This window comes from Pedosphaera parvula Ellin514 (assembly GCF_000172555.1).
Lineage (GTDB): Bacteria > Verrucomicrobiota > Verrucomicrobiia > Limisphaerales > Pedosphaeraceae > Pedosphaera.
The window spans coordinates 31,207-53,071 of sequence record NZ_ABOX02000027.1; the positions used below are offsets into that span (position 1 = coordinate 31,207).

Here is a 21,865-nt window from a genome sequence, read left to right on the forward strand (position 1 = left end):
AGCGTGGAAATCTTCTGTCAAATGCTCATATTGGTGTCAAGGAAGTGGTATTGGCGTGACAAATGCTTTAAGAGGTTCTGAACAAGAACGACACATATGAGTACTAACGACCTCGCAATGAAAGTGATGGAGCGCATTGATGCACTTGGACGTATCAGTGAGGAGTTGGGGAAGCTTACGCGGACATTTTGCTCGCCGGCGATGCGTCAGGCCAACAAGCAAGTGGGTGTTTGGATGCAAGAAGCAGGCATGACTGTATTGCAAGATGCAATTGGAAACCTGATCGGACGTTATCCGGGCAAGGAAGGGCATGAAAAGACTTTTATTCTGGGATCACATCTTGACACGGTGCGTGACGCCGGGAAGTTCGATGGACCTCTGGGTGTGTTGACAGCAATTGCCTGTGTGCAGCATTTGCATGACAACAAGGTGAAACTGCCTTTCGCTATTGAAGTCATCGGTTTTGCCGATGAAGAAGGAGTGCGGTATCAAAGCACGTATCTAGGCAGTAAAGCATTGGCCGGAAAATTTAACGAACAGGATTTGAAACGAACGGATGTGCAGGGAGTTTCCATGGCGGAGGCGATCAAAAAATTCGGCGGCGATCCTGAAAAATTGAAGGAGGTGCGACGTGATCCCCAACAGTTGCTGGGTTATGCGGAGGTGCATATCGAGCAAGGGCCGGTGCTGGAACAGAAGCATCAGCCAGTGGGAATCGTCTCAGCCATTGCCGGGCAGACGAGGGTGAATGTTCAGTTTACAGGGCTGGCGGGCCACGCCGGCACCACTCCGATGAATTTGCGGAAGGATGCCCTGGCAGCCGCGGCTGAATTCATTGTCGCGGTGGAATCAACCGGACTGGGAACACCAGGATTGGTAGCAACCGTGGGTCAAATTGATGCCAGACCGGGAGCAAGTAATGTGATACCCGGGACAGTGATTTTAAGCATTGATATCAGACATCAAGTGGATGCAACACGAGATTCGGCGACGGCGCGGTTGCAAGACCTGGCGGGGCAGATTGGTTACAAGAGAGGCGTAACGATGGATTGGGAATTGGTTCATGAAGTGCAGTCGGTTCCCTGTTCAAGGGATTTGACAGCGGCATTGGGAAAGGCGGCGCGACAGCATCTGGTGGAAGTGACGGAACTGCCAAGTGGTGCAGGCCACGATGCAGCTGTGATGGGAGAGATCACGCCGGTAGCAATGCTCTTCGTTCGCTGCAAGGGAGGAATCAGCCACAATCCTGCGGAATCCGTGGAAGTGGACGATGTGCGGGTTGCGATCGCGGTGATGAATGACTTCATTTTATCTTTGGGACATCAAAACATACAATTTTTAAGGAAGAAGAATGCCTGAATTGGATATGCTCGTACGGGGCGGGACAGTAGTCACACCCACTGGAGTAAAGAACGCTGATATCGGAATCGCAGATGGCCGGATTGTGGCATTGGAGTCCGCCTTGCAAGCCACCAGCCATGAGGTGATCGAAGCCAAGGGATTGCATGTGCTGCCAGGTTTGATCGATGCTCACGTCCATTTCAACGAGCCAGGCCGCGCGGAATGGGAAGGATTTGAAACCGGCACGAAAGCGTTTGCAGCCGGTGGGGGGACTTTGTTCTTCGACATGCCGTTGAACGCACATCCACCAACAGTCGATGTGGAAAGTTTTGATCTGAAACTTGAGGCAGCCAAAAGCAAGGCACTTGTAGATTTTTCTTTTTGGGGAGGCTTGGTACCGGGAAATTTGGACAGGTTGGAAGAGTTGGCAGATCGCGGTGTCGTCGGATTCAAGGCTTTCATGTCGAACAGCGGCATCGAGGACTTTCAGAGTGTGGATGATCATACGCTTAGGGAGGGCATGAAACGCGCAAAGAAGCTGGGAAAGCTTGTGGCCGTCCATGCGGAGAGCGATGCAATGACAGAGGAACTGTCGCGCAAATACGTAAGTGCAGGAAAAACTTCCATTCGTGATTACCTTGATTCCCGACCGATCGAAGCTGAACTGGAAGCCATTCAGCGGGCGTTGGGTTTGGCGGGCGAAACGGGTTGTGCATTACACATTGTCCATGTCAGCTGTGGAGCGGGCGTTTTACTAATTGCATCAGCAAAGAAGCTTGGTCTGGACGTTACGTGTGAAACCTGCCCCCATTATCTGACCCTCACAGAAGAGGATGTTATCAGACTGGGAGCTGTGGCCAAATGCGCGCCGCCCTTGCGGCCATTGGCAGCGCAAGACTCGCTCTGGGAATATGTCAAGGCGGGGCACGTGACGACGATTGGTTCAGATCATTCCCCGGCACCACCGACCATGAAATTAAATTCAGATTTCTTCAAGGTGTGGGGAGGAATCAGCGGAGTTCAGCATACCTGGCCGTTGTTGATCACTGAAGGGCATGTGAAGCGCAGAGTGGCCCTTGAGTTGCTGAGCCGATTTGTTTCGGTCAATGTGGCAGAGCGCTTTAAACTTCCTCAGGCGAAGAAGGGAATGATGGTTGGATCGGATGCGGACCTGGCTCTGGTTGATTTGCAGCAGGAGTTCACGATTGGAGGGACAGACCTGTTATACCGCCATCAGCAAAGCCCGTATGTAGGTCGGACAGTAAAAGGGCAGGTTGTGCAAACCGTGCTCAGAGGCCAAAGTGTATTTAAAGATGGTAAAATTGTTTCAAAGCCGGTAGGACAATTTGTCAAAGTTTAAACAAGAATTAAAATGACTGGATTATTTGGATCCACACGGACCGTAGTAAAAAGCCGGTATGCCTTGATCACTCCAGATGGACATGTGAACAGCAGCCTGCCCGGTTGGGAAAATGTAACCTGCATTGTGCAGATTTCGCCCGCCATGGGGGCAAAATTTTGCCAGCTACTCATCACGTTAAACAAGGACAGCCATGGGCGTGGCAATACCGGGGTGAACCAGTTTTTCTTTTACGTAGTGGAGGGCAACGCCAGCATCGTGATGGATGAAAAGAAGAGCCGATTGGAAGCGGGCAGCTATGTGTACGTTCCGCCAGGGAAGGATATTCATGTGCAAGGTTCCGCCAACGGCGCCAAATTGCTTGTGTTCCAAAAACACTATGAACCGTTGCACGGCACGGCAAAACTGACGCCGATAGTAGCCCACGAACGCGAGGTGAAGGGGCAGCCATTCCTGGGGAATGAAGATGCCAGATTGCAGGTGTTGCTCCCGGACAATGCCTCCTTCGACATGGCAGTGAATATTTTTACGTATCAGCCTGGAGCGACCCTGCCGTTTGTTGAAACGCATATCATGGAGCATGGACTGATGATGACCAAGGGGCAGGGTGTTTATCGGTTGGACCAGGATTATCACCCAGTGCAGACCGGCGACGTCATCTGGATGGCACCTTATTGCCCGCAATGGTTTGTAGCGATGGGCAAGACTCCGGCAGCGTATATTTATTACAAGGATGTGAATCGCGACCCGATGTGATAGCGCCAGCGGGTGCAAAAGATTGGTTGATTTGGCAGGGTCAGGGTCTATTGTTTGATCTTGCTACTGTTGCATTAATCAACTGAGAAGAAAGCTAATCGCGACATCATGAAAGCCCCGATTCCCAAGAACGAAAAGCAGCGGCTCGAAGTCCTCTGGCAATACGAGGTGCTGGATACGATCCCGGAAGTGGTTTTTGACGAACTGACGGAGTTGGCCGCGCATATTTGTGAAGCTCCCGTGGCGCTGATTACGCTGGTGGATGAAAACCGGCAGTGGTTTAAATCAAAGGTCGGGATCGATCTCAATCAAACTTCGCGCGACATCTCTTTTTGTGCGCACGCGATTTTGCACGAGGATGTTTTAGTCGTTGCGGATGCCAGCAAAGACAAGCGTTTTGCGAAGAACCCCCTGGTGGTTTCGGAACCACGCATCCGCTTTTATGCGGGGGCTCCGTTGATCACCCCGGATGGGCAGGCACTTGGAACACTTTGTGTGCTGGACAAAAAGCCGCATAAGATTACGCCTGACCAGAAACGGGCTTTGGAAATATTGAGCCGACATGTCATGACCCAGTTGGAGTTGCGCCGTCGTTCACTTGAACTGGCAAAAACTCGCAAGGATCACGACAAGGTTTTGAAGGAATTGGAGGCGGCTCGCCGCAAACTGGCGAAGATCAAAACTGCGCCACCTCGCAAAAAATTGTCCGCCCGCAAGAGCCTGCCAATATTCAAGGGACTCAAGAAAACGAAGCGCAGAAGATGAACTCCCTTCCGATTGATGGCGAACGGTTGCAACGGCAAATCGATGAACTGGCTGCCATTTCCGCAGCTCCTGCTCCCGTGGTAACACGCGTACTGTTTTCGGAAGCGGATCTGCGGGCGCGTGAGTATGTCAAAGGATTATGTCGCGAAGTTGGTTTAGCCATCCGCGAGGATGCGGTGGGAAACGTTTTTATTCGGTGGGAGGGCAAGGATGAGAAACTGCCAGCGGTGGCCACGGGTTCTCACATTGATGCGATTCCCAATGCAGGTCGTTACGATGGAGTCGTCGGCGTGCTTGGAGCCATTGAGGCGATCCGGGCGTTGCAGCAGAGTGGATTCAAGCCGCAACGGTCGATTGAACTGATTATTTTTACGGCGGAAGAACCAACTCGATTTGGAATTGGCTGTTTGGGAAGCAGACTTTTGGCGGGAGCGCTATCCCTGGAGAAGGCCGCGTCGTTGCGCGATCCAGAGGGAAAGTCATTGGAAGAATTGCGCGACCAAGCCGGGTATGGTGGGCTGGATATGAAACAGGTCCGACTCGCGCCAAAAACATATTCAGCGTTTGTTGAATTGCACATCGAGCAGGGACCGTTGTTGGAGAAGGAGAATATTCCAATCGGTGTGGTGGAGAAAATTGCGGCACCGAGCACGTTGCGAGTGCAATTGACGGGTGTTGGCGGCCATGCGGGGGCCGTGTTGATGCCGGAGCGGCACGATGCCATGTTGGCCGGAGCGGAGATTGCGCTGGCGGTCGAGCTGGCGGCTTTGAAGAGCGGGAGTCCTGACACGGTTGGAACAACAGGAGTTTTTCGCATCGAGCCCGGAGCTGTGAACAGTGTTCCGTGCAGGGCGTGGTTGGAAATTGATTTGCGTGATACTCAATTGCCGACACGGGATGCGGCGTTGGAAAAAATTGAAAAATCTGTGGCGGAGATTTGCCAGCGCCGAGGGATTGCGTTTGTGTTGGAACGGCTGAATGTGGATGCGCCAGCAATTTGTGATCAAGCTTTGGTCGGCAGGGTTTTGGAATCGGGCGACGAGCTCGGTTTGAAAGTTAAGAAGATGATCAGCCGCGCGTATCATGATTCGCTGTTCATGGCGCAGATTTGCCCCACGACGATGATTTTTATTCCGTGTCGGGGAGGAGTGAGTCACAGGCCCGATGAATATTCATCTCCTGAACAAATCAAAAATGGTGTGGCTGTGCTTGCTTCCACGCTGGCGAAATTGGCCAGCAAGGTCTAAACTCCCAGCTTCCTTAAGTGCTTCTGAAAAGATAAATAATTTAAAATGAATTCCAATCCATCCATTCCAACCGGTGTCGAAATCAAAGGTCCATTAGATGCGCAAGGTGCAGCCATTCTCAGCACGGAGGCACTGAGCTTCATCGTGAAGCTGGCGCGGCAGTTCGAGGGCAGGCGTCAGGAATTGCTGGCGAAACGCATTGAGCGTCAGAAGGCAATTGATGAGGGAGAGATGCCGGATTTTCTGAGCTCGACCAAATCGATTCGCGAGGGGGATTGGAAGGTGGCTCCGGTGCCGGCAGATTTGCAGGATAGAAGGACGGAAATCACAGGTCCGCTGGATCGCAAGATGATTATCAATGCATTGAACTCCGGTGCGAAGGTGTTCATGGCGGACTGCGAAGATGCGACTGCGCCGACGTGGACAAATGTATTACAGGGACAGTTTAATTTGCGCGATGCGGTAAATCGCACGATTGATTTTACCAGCCCGGAAGGAAAGAAATATGCGCTTAACGAGAAGACTGCGACGTTGATGGTGCGGCCGCGTGGCTGGCATCTCAACGAGAAACATCTCTTCGTAGACGGCAAGCCGATGTCAGGCAGCCTGTTTGATTTTGGGCTCTACTTTTTCCACAATGCGCGCACGCTGCTGTCGCGAGGATCGGGTCCTTATTTTTATTTGCCCAAGCTGGAAAGCCATTTGGAGGCGCGGCTATGGAATGACGTGTTCAATTTTGCGCAGGAGGAGTTGAAGGTTCCGCGGGGCAGCATCAAGGCCACGGTGTTGATTGAAACGATTCTGGGGTCATTTGAGACGGAGGAAATTCTTTATGAATTGAGGGAGCATTCAGCGGGGCTGAACTGCGGTCGTTGGGATTATATTTTCAGTTTCATCAAGAAGTTCAGTAGTCGCCCCGAATTTGTAATGCCGGACCGTTCGCAAGTTACGATGACGACACATTTCATGCGGTCGTATTGTCTGAATGTGATCAAGAACTGTCATCGGCGGGGAGCACATGCGATGGGCGGAATGGCGGCGCAAATTCCGATCAAGAATAATCCCCAGGCAAATGAAGAGGCTTTGGCCAAGGTGCTCGCGGACAAGGAACGTGAGGCAACGGATGGGCATGATGGAACGTGGGTGGCGCATCCAGGTTTGGTGTCGGTGGCGTTAAAGGCCTTTGATAAACACATGCCGCAGCCGAATCAGATTTCCAAGCAGCGCGAAGACGTGCATGTGACGGCCGCTGATTTGCTAAAGGTGCCGACGGGAACGATTACGGAAGAGGGAATGCGGGCGAATATGCGCGTGGGTATTCAATATTTGGAAGCATGGCTGGGTGGTTTGGGATGCGTGCCGCTGTATAACCTGATGGAAGATGCGGCGACGGCTGAGATTTCGCGTTCGCAGGTTTGGCAATGGATACGATATGGCGCGAAGCTGGCAGATGGGCGGCAGGTTACGGCCCAACTTTATGATGAGTTGTTGCCGCAGGAGTTGGCTCGCATTGAGAAAGAGATTGGAACGGCGCGTTATCAAAGCGGGCATTTCAATAGGGCAGTGGGGATGTTTACTGAGATGTCGAAGAGTCCGTCGTTTGTAGAATTTTTGACATTGCCAGCATATAACGCCATCGACTAACAACCTGTTGCACCGACAAGTGTTTCAGGTATGATGAGAGATAATACATATGGCGAGCGCCCTCGAATTTACGCTAAACGGACGGGCCGTCCAGATAGAGAATTCCTCTCCGAATACGACCCTGCTGGAGTATTTGCGCGGCAATGGTTGCGCTGGTTCAAAAGAAGGCTGTGCAGAAGGGGATTGCGGAGCATGCTCGGTGGCAATTATCGATCGTAACTCGAAGGGTGAAACTTGTTATCGAGCGATCAATAGCTGTCTCGTGCCGCTGCCGCTCATGGCTGGGCGCGAAGTGGTGACGGTTGAAGGAGTCGCGAAGAATCGTGAGTTGCATCCGGTGCAGCAGAAGATGGTGGAATGCCATGGATCGCAATGCGGTTACTGTACGCCGGGATTTATTCTTTCGCTTTTTGAAGGTTACTACCGAAATGATTTAAAGGAACAATGGCAACTGGATGATCAGTTGTGTGGGAATCTTTGTCGATGTACTGGATATCGTCCCATACTTGAAGCGGCGGCGGAGGCTTATGCAGGGCGGGAACAGATCAATGGCAAGGATCCCTTTGCGGAACGATTGCGGCAGAACGATGGCAAGGTTGGAGCCATGCAGTATGAGGCGGCCGGAGAGAAATTTTTTCGACCTGATTCGCTTAAGGAGTTGCTGAAATTATTACAAGAGCATCCGAATGCGCGGATGGTGGCGGGGGCTACGGAACTGGGGCTTGAAATTACCAAGAGGTATAAGCGCTTTCCGACACTGATCTCAGTGGAGGCTGTGCCGGAATTGAAGGAATGCAAGGCCACGGATTTGGAGTGGCGTGTGGGGGCGGCGCTTACATTAACGCAGGTTGAGGAAGTCCTGGCCAGGGAGTTTCCGGCGCTAGGCAAAATGCTTTGGGTGTTTGGTTCGAGGCAGATTCGGAATCGGGCGACATTGGGTGGGAATCTCGTGACGGCTTCGCCGATTGGTGATAGCGCGCCAGTGCTGCTGGCGTTGGATGCCAAGGTGGTGATTGCATCGCTGGAGGGAGAGCGGACGTGTCCGTTGGAGCAATTTTTTATCTCCTATCGCAAGACGGCTTTGAATCCGGGCGAGGTGTTGAAGGCAGTTGTGATCCCTCGAAGCACTTCAGGACCTGGACTCACGCGCATTACAGAGTGGTACAAGGTATCGAAGCGGCGCGAGATGGATATCAGTACGGTAGCGGCGTGCTTTGTGGTGGATCTGGATGCTCAAGGCATGGTGCGGCATGCGCGGCTGGGTTATGGCGGTGTGGCGGCGATGCCGGCCCGGGCAAAAAGGACCGAGGCTGCACTTGTTGGTAAGAGGTGGAGTGGAGAATGGGTGGCTGAAGTGCTGCCGATTTTGAGAGCAGAATTTACTCCGATTTCCGATGTGCGAGGTGAGGCTAAGTACCGACAGGGATTGATCACCAGTTTGTTTCAGAAGTTTTATGAGGAAACATCGGGTGGTGAAAAAGCGGTTTCCATAAAGAACGGTGAGTTGTTGAAACCTGCTGAGGTGGTCGGAAAGCGCCCTGAGCCGCATGAGAGTGCGCATAAGCATGTGACTGGCGAGGCTCTTTATACAGACGACCAAACCGCAGGAAAGAGAATGTTGGAAGTCTGGCCCGTGTGTTCACCGCATGCGCGTGCGAAGATTTTGAAGCGAGATGCGACGGAGGCTCGGAAGATGCCGGGGATTAAAGCGGTGCTGATGGCCGAGGATATTCCGGGGCACAACGATGTCGGAGCGGTGAAGAAGGATGAGATTTTGCTTGCGGATCGGGAGGTGTCGTTTCACGGACATCCGGTGGCACTGGTGGTGGGAGAGACGCAGGCTGCGTGCCGGGAGGCTGCGGAAAAGGTGATTGTGGAGTATGAGCCGCTTCAAGCGGTGTTGACATTGCAACAAGCAATCCGTGAAGGAAGTTTCCATAACGAGTCGAATTTCATGCGACGCGGAGAGGTGGAGACAGGTTTGGCATCGGCTCCAGTTACTTTGGAAGGTGAGTTCGAGTTGGGTGGCCAAGAGCATTTTTATTTGGAGACACATGCTGCCTGGGCAGAGCCGGGCGAGGATGGTTCAGTGCGCGTAGTTTCTTCAACGCAGCATCCTTCCGAAGTCCAGACGGTGATTGCGCATGTGCTGCATCTACCGATCAATAAAGTCGTCGTGCAAAGTCCGCGGATGGGTGGTGGGTTTGGCGGGAAGGAGACGCAGGCGAATACACCGGCAGCGTTGGCGGCGTTGGCGGCGAGCAAGACGGGGAAGTCGGTACGGGTGCGGTTCAATCGCGATCAGGACATGATTTTGTCGGGGCATCGGCATCCGTTTTTGGCGCGGTTCAAAGTGGGATTTGATTCGCAAGGGATGTTGCTGGCATTGAAAGCGCAGCTTTATTCGAATGGTGGTTGGGCGATGGATCTTTCGCAAGCTGTGACTGACCGTGCGTTGTTCCATCTCGATAATTCTTATTATATCCCGCAGGTGGAATTCCAGGGACGCGTGGCGAAGATGAACCTTTCATCTAACACCGCGTTTCGCGGATTCGGCGGGCCGCAGGGGATGTTGGTGATTGAGGAGATCATTGATCGGGTTGCGCGGGAGTTGGGGTTGCCAGCCGAAGCGGTGCGGGAGCGCAACCTGTATTGTGGGAAGGGCGAAACCAATACGACGCATTACGGTCAGGAGATTGAGGATAATCGCATCCAGACCATCTGGCATGAGTTGAAGAAGACCAGCGAGCTTCTGAGCAGGCGTGCGGAGATTGCGGTGTGGAATCAAAAACATCCGCATTGCAAACGCGGGTTGGCGATGACGCCGGTGAAGTTTGGGATTTCATTTACGGTGACTCATTTGAATCAAGCAGGGGCGCTGGTTTTGATTTATCAGGATGGGACGGTGCAGGTGAATCATGGCGGGACGGAGATGGGACAGGGTATTCACACGAACATGCAGGCCATTGCGTCGAAGGAACTGGGGATCAGGAAAGAAAATATCCGGGTGATGCACACGAGCACTGACAAGGTGCCAAATACTTCGGCGACGGCGGCATCGAGCGGCTCGGATTTAAATGGCGCGGCAGTGAAGAATGCGTGTGAGATTATACGCGCCCGTTTGTTGCCAGTGGCGGTGAAGTTATTGGGGGATAAATTGAGCAAGGCACCCACAGGCGAGGATGTTGTTTTTGCGGAGAATGAGTTTTGGGATAAAGCCCATCCACAGACGAAATTGCCGATGGCTGAGCTGTTGCGGGTTGCGTATATGGAACGGATTAGCCTGTCAGCGACGGGATATTATCGGACGCCGGATATTCATTGGGATCGCGTGAAGGGGAAGGGCAAGCCGTTTCATTATTTTGCTTATGGCGCGGCGGTGACGGAGGTGGAAGTGGATGGTTTTACGGGAATGATGCGGGTGTTGCGGACGGATATTTTGCAGGATGTGGGTGACTCGATCAACGCTGGTATCAATCGCGGTCAGGTGGAGGGTGGATTCGTGCAAGGGATGGGGTGGCTGACGGGTGAGGAATTGAAGTGGGATGAAAAAGGCCGCTTGCTGACGCATTCGCCGGATACATACAAAATTCCGGCCATCGGTGATATGCCACAGGTGTTTAATGTTTCGTTTTTACGGAATGCGACGCAGTCAAGTGTGGTGCATGGCAGCAAGGCAGTCGGTGAGCCTCCGTTGATGCTGGCGATTTCGGTGCGCGAGGCGATTCGTGATGCGGTGGCGGCGTTTGGGAAGGCTGGGGGAGAAGTGCCGTTGAGTTCGCCAGCCACGTGTGAAGCTATCTTTACATCGATACAACAACGCCTGGGAAAAATCGATGGCGTGGTCTATTCTCAGGTGAAAACAGGTGCGCAGGTTTCTGCAAAGGCTTAGGTGCCCTCGACTATTTCGCTGTGGGCGGCGGGGGAGCCTTGGTTTTCGTAGACGAGTTCGGCGCGTTTTTGAATGAATTGGGCCATGATGCTGACGGCGATTTCCTGGACACTTTGAGATTTGATGGGAATGCCAACGGGGCAGGCGACGCGTTGGAGTTGTTCGGGCGTGGCGATTTTTTCTTCGAGGAAATGTTCGAAGATGGTGCGGGCTTTGCGGGCGCTGCCGATCATGCCAAGGAATAGAAATTTCTTCTGGATCCAATCTTTCAACACCAGTGCGTCGTGGCGATGACCGCGCGTGACCACAAGACCGAAAGCAGGGACGAAGGGCAAACGGAGAGTGGCTAATTTTTCCCAGACGTTGACCTGCAAGGCGATTTCCTGCGGGAAATAATTGTGGTTCGCGAGGGCAGGGCGGTCATCGAAGACGGTGACGCTGAAATCGAGTTGGGCCGCGAGAGGAGCTACGGCCTGGGCGATGTGACCGGCTCCGGCGATCCAGAGGGCGCAGGGTGGAGTGATGGTTTCCTGATATAGAAAGTCATTTGCGGCTTCTGCTCTGGTGATGGAGAAATCTTTTTTGATGCCCCAAGTCAGAGTGGATTGGCGGTTGGCGAGTGCCTGCCAGAAGGCATCGCCAGCGGATTGGGCATTGGGGATGATGAGGCCGGAAACCTTGCCGCCACAGATGAGGCCATCGTCCCAGCCGAAATCGTGATCGAGGAGGAGGTCGAAGGTGGATGGCTGATTGGTTTGAAGAGATTGGATGGCGCGGTGTTGAATTTCGGCTTCGAGACAGCCGCCGCCCAGAGTGCCTTTGATGCGACTATCGGTGTAGAAGAGTGCCTTGGCGCCGACCTTTTGCGGGCTGGAGCCTTTGGCGCCGGAGATGAGGGCGAGAGCGACAGGTTCACCGGCGCGGGCAGCTTCAGCCAAAGCCTGGAAAACGAGGTTCTTCATGTTGCCGGTATCTGCTTGTCTGTAGGACCAAGCTCTCTATCAATAAGTGAAAGCCATGTCAGCATAGGCTGCATGGTGGAAGACAGCAAGCACGTGTAACACGAACCAACCATGCTTGAACGATTTTTTCGACTTTCTGAAAACCAAACCACCGTTCGAACCGCGGTATTGGCAGGCTGACCACGTTTCTGACGAGGGCGTATATTATCTTTGTGCAACCGGCGGTGTTGTCGGGGGGCGATGATGTGTCAGAATGTCAGAAAGATTGATTGGTCGGATTATAGTGAGTCGGTGCCATCGTTTTTTAATTATGGTGGGAATTCCACTGTGTTATTCGATTGCGGATGGACTGGCGCTGGGATTCATCAGTTACCCGATCATCAAATTTTTCAGCGGGCGCGGGAAGGAGATTGGGGCAGTGACGTATTTGTTGGCTGCGGTTTTAATTATGTACTTTCTGTTTGTGCGGGGGAGAATGGGGTAGGAAAATTTCGATTTTAGATTTTTGAATTGCGATTGCCAACAAACGACGGCGGCTATAAAAAGGCACAAAACCATTTTCCTGTGGATACTGTGTGGGCAAAGAGTTCAGGCGCATGTTCACTCGCCCCGGCCTTCGCATTGGATATTTCATCTCCCTGCCGCATAAACCTGCTGTAACCTTTTTACATCGGCGTAAATATATAGATAGATGATGACCGATGACATGGCGTTGGTGCGGGAGTATGCCGGGAGTAATTCCGAGGTGGCGTTTGCCACCCTGGTGTCGCGGCATGTTAATCTGGTCTATTCTGTTGCTCTACAGCAGGTCCACGACCAGCATCTGGCGGAAGAAATTACCCAGGCCGTCTTCATCATTTTAGCACGGAAAGCTGGAAAACTCAGTTCGAAGACAATTCTCTCCGGGTGGCTCTGTCGCACGGTGCGATATGTTTCAGCCAACGCACTTAAAATTGAATGGCGGCGGAAACGTCGCGAACAGGAGGCGCACATGCAATCCATTTTGAACGAACCGGAATCTGAAGGCGCATGGAAGCAGATTGCTCCTTTACTGAGCGTGGCACTGGCGCAATTGAGCGAAAAGGACCATGACGCCATTGTGTTGCGGTTTTTCGAGGGCAAGAACATGAACGAAGTGGGAGTTGCCTTGGGTGTCAGCAAAAATACGGCTAAAACACGGGTGAGCCGGGCGGTGGATAAATTGAGAAGATTTTTTATGAAGCGAGGCGTGGTGCTTTCGGCCTCCGTGATTGCAGGCGCAATTTCGGCAAACTCGGTTCAAGCAGCACCAGTCGGATTGGCAACCGCTGTGTCGGCCGCTAAAGGAACAGTCGTCGTCGCTTCCACTGCAAACCTCATCACAACAACACTAAAAATTATGGCATGGTCAAAAGCGAAAACAGCAATCCTGGCTGGCGTGGCAGTTATTCTGACTGTTGGGGTAGTGACTGGCCTCGTCAGTATTAGCACCACAAAACCTAAAGGGTCTTCCCAGCAACCCGCGGACTCTGCTTCAAAACAGAATACGGGGACGACCGCCGATAGGAGGACACCCAAAGGAACGATGCTCGTCATGGCGAATGCGATGGAAGCTGGTGATGCAAAAACATATGTCGAGAGCTACGTGCTGGCCACCACTGAGGAATTGAAACTGAAGTCAACATTGGAGGCAATGATCGTGGCCATGGCCAGATTCAATGACGCACTTAGCAACAAGTTCGGAGGAGAGGCGGCCCACTCTGTTTTCGCGGACATGCCTTTTGCGTTCCCCACCAATCGGATTGATTCCCTTGAACAGAAAATTCAAGGCGATTCGGCCACAGTCTCCCTCGGCGAAAAAGCTGGTCGTCCCATTCAGTTCACAAAGGTTAACGGCGAGTGGAGGATGCAACCGGATAGTTTTGTTCATTTGAGTCCGGCGGTCCTGGGCGATCTTTATGTCCGGGTCATCAAGGCGCTGGATGAGACCACTCCCGAAATCTCGCAGGATAAATTCAAGACGGCCATGGAAGCCGTTGACAAGATGAAGGAAAGGGCGCGGTGAAAACGTGAAACGCGCGTTCACGCTCTTCGAGTTGCTTGCCGTCGTTGCGGTGATTGCTGTGCTGGTGAGTTTGTTGCTTCCCGCCCTGTCCCGCGCAAACGCCAAGTCCAGGCGCACCACCTGTCTCAACAATCTAAAGCAGGTGAATCTTGGCTTGCGGATGTATGTCGAAGACAATGGCGACACGCTTCCCAATACCAATGCAGTGATGTCCGCCTATAAAGGGCTGGTGAAAACGTATGTCGGGCTGGAAGCACCTTCTTCACCCAATGACCGGCTTTTCACGTGCCCAGCCGACCGATTCAGCGTGGATGCGATCAACAATGTTGTCACAAGCGGGAGCATGCACGAAAGCTCCGCGTGGGATTATTCCAGCTATGGATTCAACGGCCTTAACCGGATGAGCGAGTTGCTTCCTGGTGTTGCTGGTAAAAAGCTTTCTTCAATCCGTGACTCAGTGAAAACAGTCTTGTTGGCGGAGAACTCGGCCTTCTTCGGGTTCTCGTGGCATGAGCCGGGGAGTCCGCCGATAGCAAACAATGCGCAGAGTGTCGTCAGCTTCGGTGACGGGCACGTCGATTATGTTCGCATCTATTGGGATGGCGTTAGCGGCAAAACAGATGCGCCGATGTTTTACAATCCGCCTGCTGGATATGATTATAAATGGAGCGGAGATTGAATTCTGCTGCCGCGAGCGTCGAAGCTTCAAACTGGCGAGATATTTTTGATCACATTGGAAAACCAAACCACCGTTCGAACCGAGGTATTGGGAGGCTGACCACGTTTCTGACAATGGCGTATATCATCTTTGTGCAACCGGCGGTGTTGTCGGGGGCGGCGATGTGTCAGAATGTCAGAAAGATTGATTGGTCGGATTATAGTGAGTCGGTGCCGTCGCTTTTGATCATGGTGGGAATTCCGCTTTGTTATTCGATTGCGGATGGACTGGCGCTGGGATTCATCAGTTACCCGATCATCAAATTTTTCAGCGGGCGCGGGAAGGAGATTGGGGCATTTTCCTTCGCGCCGGTTTCCCCATCTGGTAATCCGAGTTCCCTGCGACATAAAAGGACTGTAACCTTTTTTGCATCGGCTACTTTGCCCCGAGTTGTGCCGCGGCTTTGGGATCTAGTTGCTTCAGCATACTCTCCGCCGCTGACCGGACATTGGGGTCGGCATTGCTCAGGTTTCTGGTTAAGAGTGCTTTCATTTCGTTGGTGGAAAGAATCCGGCGCAGACTTGCGAATAGCGGATATCTGATGTTTGGGTTGGAATTTCCCAAGTACTGCTGAAGGACAGGAACGGCGGCTTTGGCCTCCCCTTCAAAGGCACCCAGGGTTCCGATCAACAGACTGACCTGGATCCGATTAAGCGCGGGGTTGTGCGGTTGGTTTTGATCGAGACTGTTCATCAGGGCCGGAACGGCCATTTGAGGGTTGCTATGGATTTTGTGTAGCGTGATGATTGCGTGAGTGCGCACGGAGGAATTAGTAGAATTCAGCGCCCGGACCAGGGCGGGAACCGCAGCCTGAGCATTGGTTCCAAACTCCCCGAGAATTGCCGAGTTCCCGGCCCAATCCTTTGCGTTGGTATCGTCAAGCGCCACAACCAGTGGGCCAATCGATTCACCTTTGATTTTCATTAACGCTGCCGTAGCTGGAAATCCAAAAACCTCCTTCGTTTGGTGGCTCGCCCGGACGAGGGCGGGGATGGCATTGCTGGCGGCTGCGCCTATTTCCCCGAGGGCGCGGGCAGCCTGGGCACGCTCGATATTCCGATCAATGGACAGCAATTTGTCCATGGTGTTGCGCAAGGGTGAGGCTGGTCGGTCAAGAGTATCGATCAAATAAGGGACTGCCTTTTCGCCCATCGATCGCAGAGCCAACTGCGCCTCGGCTTGCTGCTGTTGATCCCCCAATTGCAATTCGGTGGACCAGTAGCTCAAGGATCGTCCGTGATAAAGGGGTCCGGCACCCCGTGAAATCATCCAAAAGAGAGAACCTGCGATCAATCCTATGAGGACGGTGAGAATGCAGAACCTTTTTTTCATGCAGGCGGAGTATGGCTATTTTGGAAGAAGAGGACTAGTGGTTTCCTTATCTGCTATAAAAAGCTAAAGGCGGTAATGCCTAAGCAAGCCGGAGAAATCCGCGACACCTCTGGCGTAGTTTGAGTTCGTAAACTGGAATATCGATTATATGCCCGAAAGAAAAACGAAGTGGAAGTTTGTAGGCGATTATCCTCTCGTGGAATATCAATGTGGAGATCGCGCCGGAGATCGAATCAGATTGCGACGGGAGATCATTGTTCGCAATCATGAAGGCAAACCCACTGGTGAAGTTTATCGTGCCGGTGAAATATGGACAATTCTGGGGGGATCAACGGAGCCGCCGGTTGTGCTCTGGCTGAGGCAGGCGGATGGTCGTCGCCATACCTGGGATGAGGATGATGGTTTTTGGGAGTGGTTTGAAAAGGTGGAGGAAGGTGAGCCTTAACGTTGTAATAGCGATATGGTCGAGGGAAGCGCGGCGGTTTTTCAGATGGGCACTGGTCCTTACTGATTAGAATGATGCCTAGACGGTGGGATTGAAGTCGTCGGCCGCCTCCGCGGGAAACAGGTGAGGGTTGGGTTGGATCGCGGGCATTGTTGGGGAGCGCGCGGCGTTGGCAACCGCAAAATAGCACAATAACCCTTTGACCATGCAGACCGTATCTACCATTAGAACGAGCCTGGCGGTTGAATTGGAGTCTGTGGGCCGCGTACGCGGATGTGGCAGCATGGACAAAAGGAGACAGGGATAATTATGTGTGAGAAGGCTGCTATTTGGTGGGATTTTGTTGGGGATATGGTAGAAGTAATTGAATGCGAGCCGTCAACGATCCTATCTTATGAGGCATCTACAAGAAAAACTAAGCATCGCACGCGGGGAGAAGCCAGCGGAGTTACTCTTTAAAAATGCCAATTTGGTCAACGTCTTGAGTGGTGAGATTCATCGCACCAATGTGGCAGTGACGGATGGACGGGTGGTGGGGATTGGAGATTATGAAGGGGAGCAGGTCATTGATTTAAAGGGGGCGTATCTGGCGCCGAGTTTGATCGATGGCCATTTCCATGTGGAGAGTTCGATGTTGACGATGCCGGAGTTTGCGCGTGCAGTGGTGCCGCATGGCACCGGGGTGGTGGTGATTGATCCGCATGAGTATGCCAATGTGCTCGGGTTGGATGGGATTCGCTACGTGTTGGAATCGAGCAAGAATCTCCCGATTGATTTCTTCATCATGTTGCCTTCCTGTGTGCCGGCGACGCATTTGGAAACGGCGGGGGCGCGGTTGACGGCGGATGATTTGAAGTTGATGATTGCGGATGAGCGGGTGGCGGGGGTTGCGGAGTTGATGAATTATCCCGGCGTGTATCTCGGAGTGGAGAGTGAGTTGGACAAGATAAAGGCAGGGAAGGGAAAGGCGATTGATGGGCATGCGCCGGGATTAAGGGGAAAGAATTTAAATGCTTATGTGCTTGCCGGAGTAAAGTCGGATCATGAGTCGACTGAGTTGGAAGAGGCGCATGAGAAGTTGCGGTTGGGGATGCATTTACTGTTGCGCGAAGGGAGCACGGAACGGAATTTAGCAACGCTCGCGCCGTTGGTGAATCCGCATAACGCCATGAATCTCTCATATGCGACGGATGACAAGCTGGCGGGAGATTTGGTTTCTGAGGGGCATATTGATCATGCGGTGAGGAAGTCAATTCAGATGGGGGTGTCGCCGATTACGGCGTTGCAGATCGCGACCATCAACACGGCGCGGCATTATCGATTGAGGAATTACGGGGCGATTGCGCCACGATATTGGGCGGACTTCATTGTGTTTGATGATTTGAAGAACATTGTGGTTCGGCAGACGTATAAAAAGGGAATTCTAGTAGCGGAGAATGGGAAGTATTTTGGCGAGCATCCTGAGATTGTGCCACAGCCGCGCAGCACAATGAATTTGCGTTATAAGCCATCGGACCTGGAGGTTAAAGCGGAAAAGCCGGGGCGCATCCGGGTGATTGAAATTGTGCCGCAGCAGATTGTCACGAAGGAGTTGCTCGAAACGCCCAAGGTTGAGAATGGGAAGATCGTGGCGGATGTGGAACGGGATATTTTGAAGATGGTGGTGGTGGAGCGGCATCGGGCCACGGGAAATGTCGGAGTTGGTTTTGTGCGCGGGTTCAAGCTGAAGCAAGGGGCATTGGGGTCAACGGTGGCGCATGATGCTCACAATGTGGTGGTGGTGGGGACGAACGATGAGGATATTCTGAAGGTGATACAGGAACTGGAGAATTTGAAGGGTGGCCAGGTGGCGGTGTCGCAAGGCCAGGTGAAGGCTGAACTGGCGTTGCCGATTGCGGGGTTGGTATCGGATCAACCGTTGGATGAGGTGATCGATCGGATTGCGGGATTGAATGCAGCAGCGGCAGAGATGGGCTGTGAGCTGGAAGCGCCGTTTATGACGCTGTCCTTTCTAAGTCTGTCACCGATACCGGAGTTGAAGTTGACGGATCAAGGGTTGATTGATGCGGTGCATATGCGGACGACGAGTTTGTTTGAGTGAAGGTTAATCGCCGTCGAGAAATAGAAATACGATTAGAAATCCTCAGTTTCGGACTTATTGTAAGCAATTTTATAGGCCGTGACAGCAGCAAAGAAGAGCCATAGGACCAAGTAAGGGCTCCAAGCCTGCACAAGCATTTTGTTGAGGGACAGATTTTCGCCAACCACGCCACGAAGAGTGCGGGAAAATTCTTCCTGAGAAGGTCTTCCCTGCAGAAATTCCCTCAGCTCCGGCAACTCTCTTTTGCGAAACTCAACAATATCCTGGTCAGTTATTGTGCCCTGTTTAACGTAATGTTTTGCCAATTCTTTAACAGAGGGCAAGGGACCGTGTTGTGTAAAGTTGCTGAAGGCAACCGCCATGATCCTGGCATAGCGTTTTTTGCAAAACACAACCTTCTCTCCGGGGTCTAAATCGCGAGGAGAAAAGCCCTGCTCTTCCAATACTTTCCTTATGTCATCATCGGTGACGGCCTTGTCGGCATCCTTCGCATAATCGATTAGATTCTCGTAAGAAAACAGTGTGGCCACATCCAATGCGAGGTTGATGCGAGCGTGAATCACAAAGTATTCTCCACCCAATACGGAAATAAATGCTGCGAACGAAGCCACACCGGCCAGGCCGAAACTGCCTGCCCCGGCAGCGAAACGAGCCGCAAAGCCAATCGTAAGGCCGATAACAATGCCCACGAGCGAGCCGACTCCCCAACCCATAAAACGGAAGGCGGGATCAAATTGGACTTTGAGTTTATGCCAGAGCAGCATGGCGGCTACAGAAGCCAGGCTGGTGATGAGGATGCCAAGACAGAAGCGGAACCTGGTTGGTCCCGACAGAATTGGTGAGATAGAACCTTCGTCTTCCGACCTCAAGACTCGGCGCCACCAAGTATTGGCTCGTCTTTGTTCACGCGCCAAAGCCCCGCTTTGTGCCTTTCGAATATATTCATTGGCCAGAGATGTGCCATCGGCTCCACAATTTGGACAAGCAATGGGAAATTGCAACCGGCCATTGATTGGCTCTTCATACACCGTATAACTCGGGCCACAAAGATTGGCTCTTCATACACCGTATAACTCGGGCCACAAAGGCATTTAACTGTAATGTCCATTTCAATTTCGTCGGTGATTTCTCTTTCCGTAACCGTGCTGATTTGTGAGAGCATTAGTTGAGCCAGATTCAAAACAAGGTGAGATGCAAAGTCTTGATAGAAGCGAAAACTGGTGAGGCAAATAGGGGTTGGCCAGATTACGTGGCGGGATTCAATCCAGGCTCTCCATATGTGAGTCAACGATCCCCGCAGGCAGGATTGACGAGAAGAGGCGCCTGGTGGTTAATGCGGGATGATGTTGATGCGGTATCTGGCGAATTTGAATAAGGCGCGGCTTATTTTGTGGTGCTATTTCATCTGGTATCTGGTGGTGTTGGTGCGGTATTTCGATGCGAATGTGCGGCTGTGGATGACTTCGCTGGGGTTGAGTGCGATTATTGGGGTTGCTCTTTATATCAGCACGACAGCGTCGGGGAAGGGGGCAGTAAAGTTGGGAACCTGGCAAACAATCCGGCTGTTTATGATGCCGTTTTGTGTCTCAAGTTTTTCAGCGTTGGTGAAGGGAAAAGGATTTGTGCTGATCTTCTCACCGAATCCAATGGAGATACTGGTGGCGATGGGGATTTGCGCGGTGTTGTGTGGGACGGTGTTTGCGCTGAAGCATAAAATGCTCCCCAAAATGTCTGATACAAGAGTGGAGCGGGAACGAGTCTGATTGCCAATTTTGAAAGCAACGAGGACTTAACGCAAGTTGGCGAAGTAAAATCCAACTGCGAGCATGGCGGAGATCACAGCACCTGCAGCCAGGGACCAGATTAAAAAAATCTTACGTTTACGACGAAGAGCCCGACCACCCATGCCTGGGAGCAGGTAAAATCGTTCCTGTTCTTTATTTTTTTTTGACCAAAACATGCTAAATACGACAATTAAGAGTGAGATTATGAAGGATTCATCGCGACTGCGCCAGTTCAAAATTATCCCACATATCTGCTATTAAGACGTTGGGGCTTGGAGCCTATCCCAGTAGAGCATGTTACTCTTTTCAAGTGGTTGATAATCAAGCCACTTACCTACAGGCATAGGCTCTCAGAGTTTTGTTTCAGCAAATTGTGTGAATTCATGTGAGAAGAAAGCTTTGGATTGGAATCTGTCTGATCGCCTTACGGGACGGCTTGAAGTTCAGGTTGTGCATGGAAACTTAAAGGTTGAGGCATGGCATACGAAATCAAAAAGGGGGGAGAGCTTGAGGATGAGCTACGCCGTGCGGCGCGGAGGCAGGCTCGATGCGCGGTGAGGCATCTGAAGGAAAGGAATGCGAGGGGAGTTGGAGAGTCCGTTCACGAGGCTCGAAAGAATTTGAAGAAGATCCGTGGGTTGATCCGGTTGGTGCGCGCGAACCTGGGGAAGAAGTTTTACAATAAGGAAAATCGATCTTTTCGGGACATAGCGAAGGTTTTGTCGGCCCGAAGAGATGTCGAGGTTTTGATCAAGACGCTCAAAAAATTTCGATCAGCTCATCGGTTTGCAGCCTCGAATCCGGCACTGACAAAATTGCACAAATCCTTAATCAAGCAGGAGAAGGAAGTTGCCGGAAAAATGAAGCATGAGAGCAAACAAGTATTGAAAAATCTTAAATCCGCGCGGCGACGCACAAAGGATTGGCCGATTGGGAAGATCAAGCGATCTGACCTTTGCATTGGCTTCAAGGCAACTTATCGGCGGGGACGCAGGGCCTTTCAGAAAGCCCGGACCCAACCCAGTCCGGAGAATCTACACGAATGGAGAAAGCGGGTGAAAGATCTTGGATATCACTTCGCGCTGCTCAAGCAGTTTGGTTCGAAGAGATTGGGTTCCTATTGCACCGATTTAACATTGCTGGGTGATCGCCTTGGTGATGATCATGATCTCGTGATGTTGGCGACGGCTGTGCAAGCTAATTTGCCTACTCCGCACGAATTCGCCACGATTTCAAAATCAATTGATGCCAGCCGAAAACCATTGCAGAAATCAGTTTTTCGCCTGGGGAAAAAGCTGTATGCCGAAATACCTAAAACTTTTGTCGTTCGAATAAAAAAGGACTGGGCAAGGCAAAGAAAATAAAATCAGTTCAATCGTCACGAAAATGTCACCTGATTTCCATTTTGATGGAACACTACGCAGCCAAACTGCTGGATGATAATGTGCATCCTGACACTGATTTACATTTTTCT

General features: G+C 52.1%; 16 protein-coding genes. 13 read left to right on the forward strand and 3 right to left on the reverse strand.

The annotated features are described in order from the left end of the window. Positions 1-96 precede the first annotated feature (96 nt). The 7 genes from CFLAV_RS19270 to xdhB all read left to right on the forward strand — a co-directional run bounded on the left by CFLAV_RS19270 (position 97) and on the right by xdhB (position 11,005). Positions 97-1,359, forward strand: coding sequence for an allantoate amidohydrolase (locus tag CFLAV_RS19270; RefSeq protein WP_007416480.1), 1,263 nt, complete (start codon positions 97-99; stop codon positions 1,357-1,359). Next, a complete protein-coding gene (locus CFLAV_RS19275; protein WP_007416481.1) occupies positions 1,352-2,701 on the forward strand; it encodes an allantoinase in 1,350 nt (449 codons plus the stop codon). The genes CFLAV_RS19270 and CFLAV_RS19275 overlap by 8 nt, the downstream gene beginning before the upstream one ends. A 12-nt stretch (positions 2,702-2,713) precedes the next feature. Continuing rightward, a complete protein-coding gene (gene allE, locus CFLAV_RS19280) occupies positions 2,714-3,457 on the forward strand; it encodes a (S)-ureidoglycine aminohydrolase (protein WP_007416482.1) in 744 nt (247 codons plus the stop codon). Between the two features lie 108 nt (positions 3,458-3,565). Continuing rightward, complete coding sequence (locus CFLAV_RS19285; RefSeq protein WP_007416483.1) at positions 3,566-4,222, forward strand: GAF domain-containing protein; 657 nt, start codon at positions 3,566-3,568, stop codon at positions 4,220-4,222. Further along, positions 4,219-5,469, forward strand: coding sequence for a M20 family metallo-hydrolase (locus CFLAV_RS19290; RefSeq protein ID WP_007416484.1), 1,251 nt, complete (start codon positions 4,219-4,221; stop codon positions 5,467-5,469). The genes CFLAV_RS19285 and CFLAV_RS19290 overlap by 4 nt, the downstream gene beginning before the upstream one ends. Positions 5,470-5,514: 45 nt before the next feature. Further along, entirely contained in the window at positions 5,515-7,113 is a 1,599-nt protein-coding gene (aceB, locus tag CFLAV_RS19295; RefSeq protein WP_007416485.1) for a malate synthase A, read from the forward strand. A 49-nt stretch (positions 7,114-7,162) separates the two neighbouring features. After that, positions 7,163-11,005 carry a xanthine dehydrogenase molybdopterin binding subunit gene (gene xdhB / locus CFLAV_RS19300; RefSeq protein WP_007416486.1) on the forward strand — a complete coding sequence of 1,281 codons (3,843 nt, stop codon included), beginning with the start codon at positions 7,163-7,165 and terminating at the stop codon, positions 11,003-11,005. Here the strand turns inward: xdhB and CFLAV_RS32710 are convergent. Next, a complete protein-coding gene (locus tag CFLAV_RS32710; protein WP_007416487.1) occupies positions 11,002-11,967 on the reverse strand; it encodes an XdhC family protein in 966 nt (321 codons plus the stop codon). The genes xdhB and CFLAV_RS32710 overlap by 4 nt on opposite strands. Before the next feature lie 691 nt (positions 11,968-12,658). Between CFLAV_RS32710 and CFLAV_RS19310 the strand changes: the two genes are divergently transcribed. Then, entirely contained in the window at positions 12,659-14,011 is a 1,353-nt protein-coding gene (locus tag CFLAV_RS19310) for an RNA polymerase sigma factor (RefSeq protein WP_007416489.1), read from the forward strand. A 4-nt stretch (positions 14,012-14,015) separates the two neighbouring features. After that, a complete protein-coding gene (locus tag CFLAV_RS32715; protein ID WP_007416490.1) occupies positions 14,016-14,690 on the forward strand; it encodes a type II secretion system protein in 675 nt (224 codons plus the stop codon). A 414-nt stretch (positions 14,691-15,104) separates the two neighbouring features. On the opposite strand, the gene CFLAV_RS19325 is transcribed toward CFLAV_RS32715, so the two are convergent. Further along, positions 15,105-16,061, reverse strand: a complete 957-nt coding sequence (locus tag CFLAV_RS19325) for a HEAT repeat domain-containing protein (protein WP_007416492.1) — start codon at positions 16,059-16,061, stop codon at positions 15,105-15,107. A 148-nt stretch (positions 16,062-16,209) separates the two neighbouring features. Here CFLAV_RS19325 and CFLAV_RS19330 point away from each other — a divergent pair, with 148 nt between their 5' ends. Continuing rightward, positions 16,210-16,506, forward strand: a complete 297-nt coding sequence (locus tag CFLAV_RS19330; protein WP_007416493.1) for a hypothetical protein — start codon at positions 16,210-16,212, stop codon at positions 16,504-16,506. A gap of 394 nt (positions 16,507-16,900) precedes the next feature. Continuing rightward, positions 16,901-18,607, forward strand: a complete 1,707-nt coding sequence (ade, locus tag CFLAV_RS19335; protein ID WP_007416495.1) for an adenine deaminase — start codon at positions 16,901-16,903, stop codon at positions 18,605-18,607. A 32-nt stretch (positions 18,608-18,639) separates the two neighbouring features. Here ade and CFLAV_RS19340 read toward each other — a convergent pair whose 3' ends face one another. After that, positions 18,640-19,635 (reverse strand): hypothetical protein, encoded by a 996-nt coding sequence (locus CFLAV_RS19340; RefSeq protein WP_150107502.1) that lies wholly within the window; start codon positions 19,633-19,635, stop codon positions 18,640-18,642. A 312-nt stretch (positions 19,636-19,947) separates the two neighbouring features. On the opposite strand from CFLAV_RS19340, the gene CFLAV_RS19350 reads away from it, so the two are divergent. Further along, positions 19,948-20,370, forward strand: coding sequence for a hypothetical protein (locus tag CFLAV_RS19350; protein ID WP_007416498.1), 423 nt, complete (start codon positions 19,948-19,950; stop codon positions 20,368-20,370). Positions 20,371-20,867: 497 nt separating this feature from the next. Continuing rightward, entirely contained in the window at positions 20,868-21,755 is an 888-nt protein-coding gene (locus CFLAV_RS19355; RefSeq protein WP_007416499.1) for a CHAD domain-containing protein, read from the forward strand. The last annotated feature ends 110 nt before the right edge of the window (positions 21,756-21,865 follow it).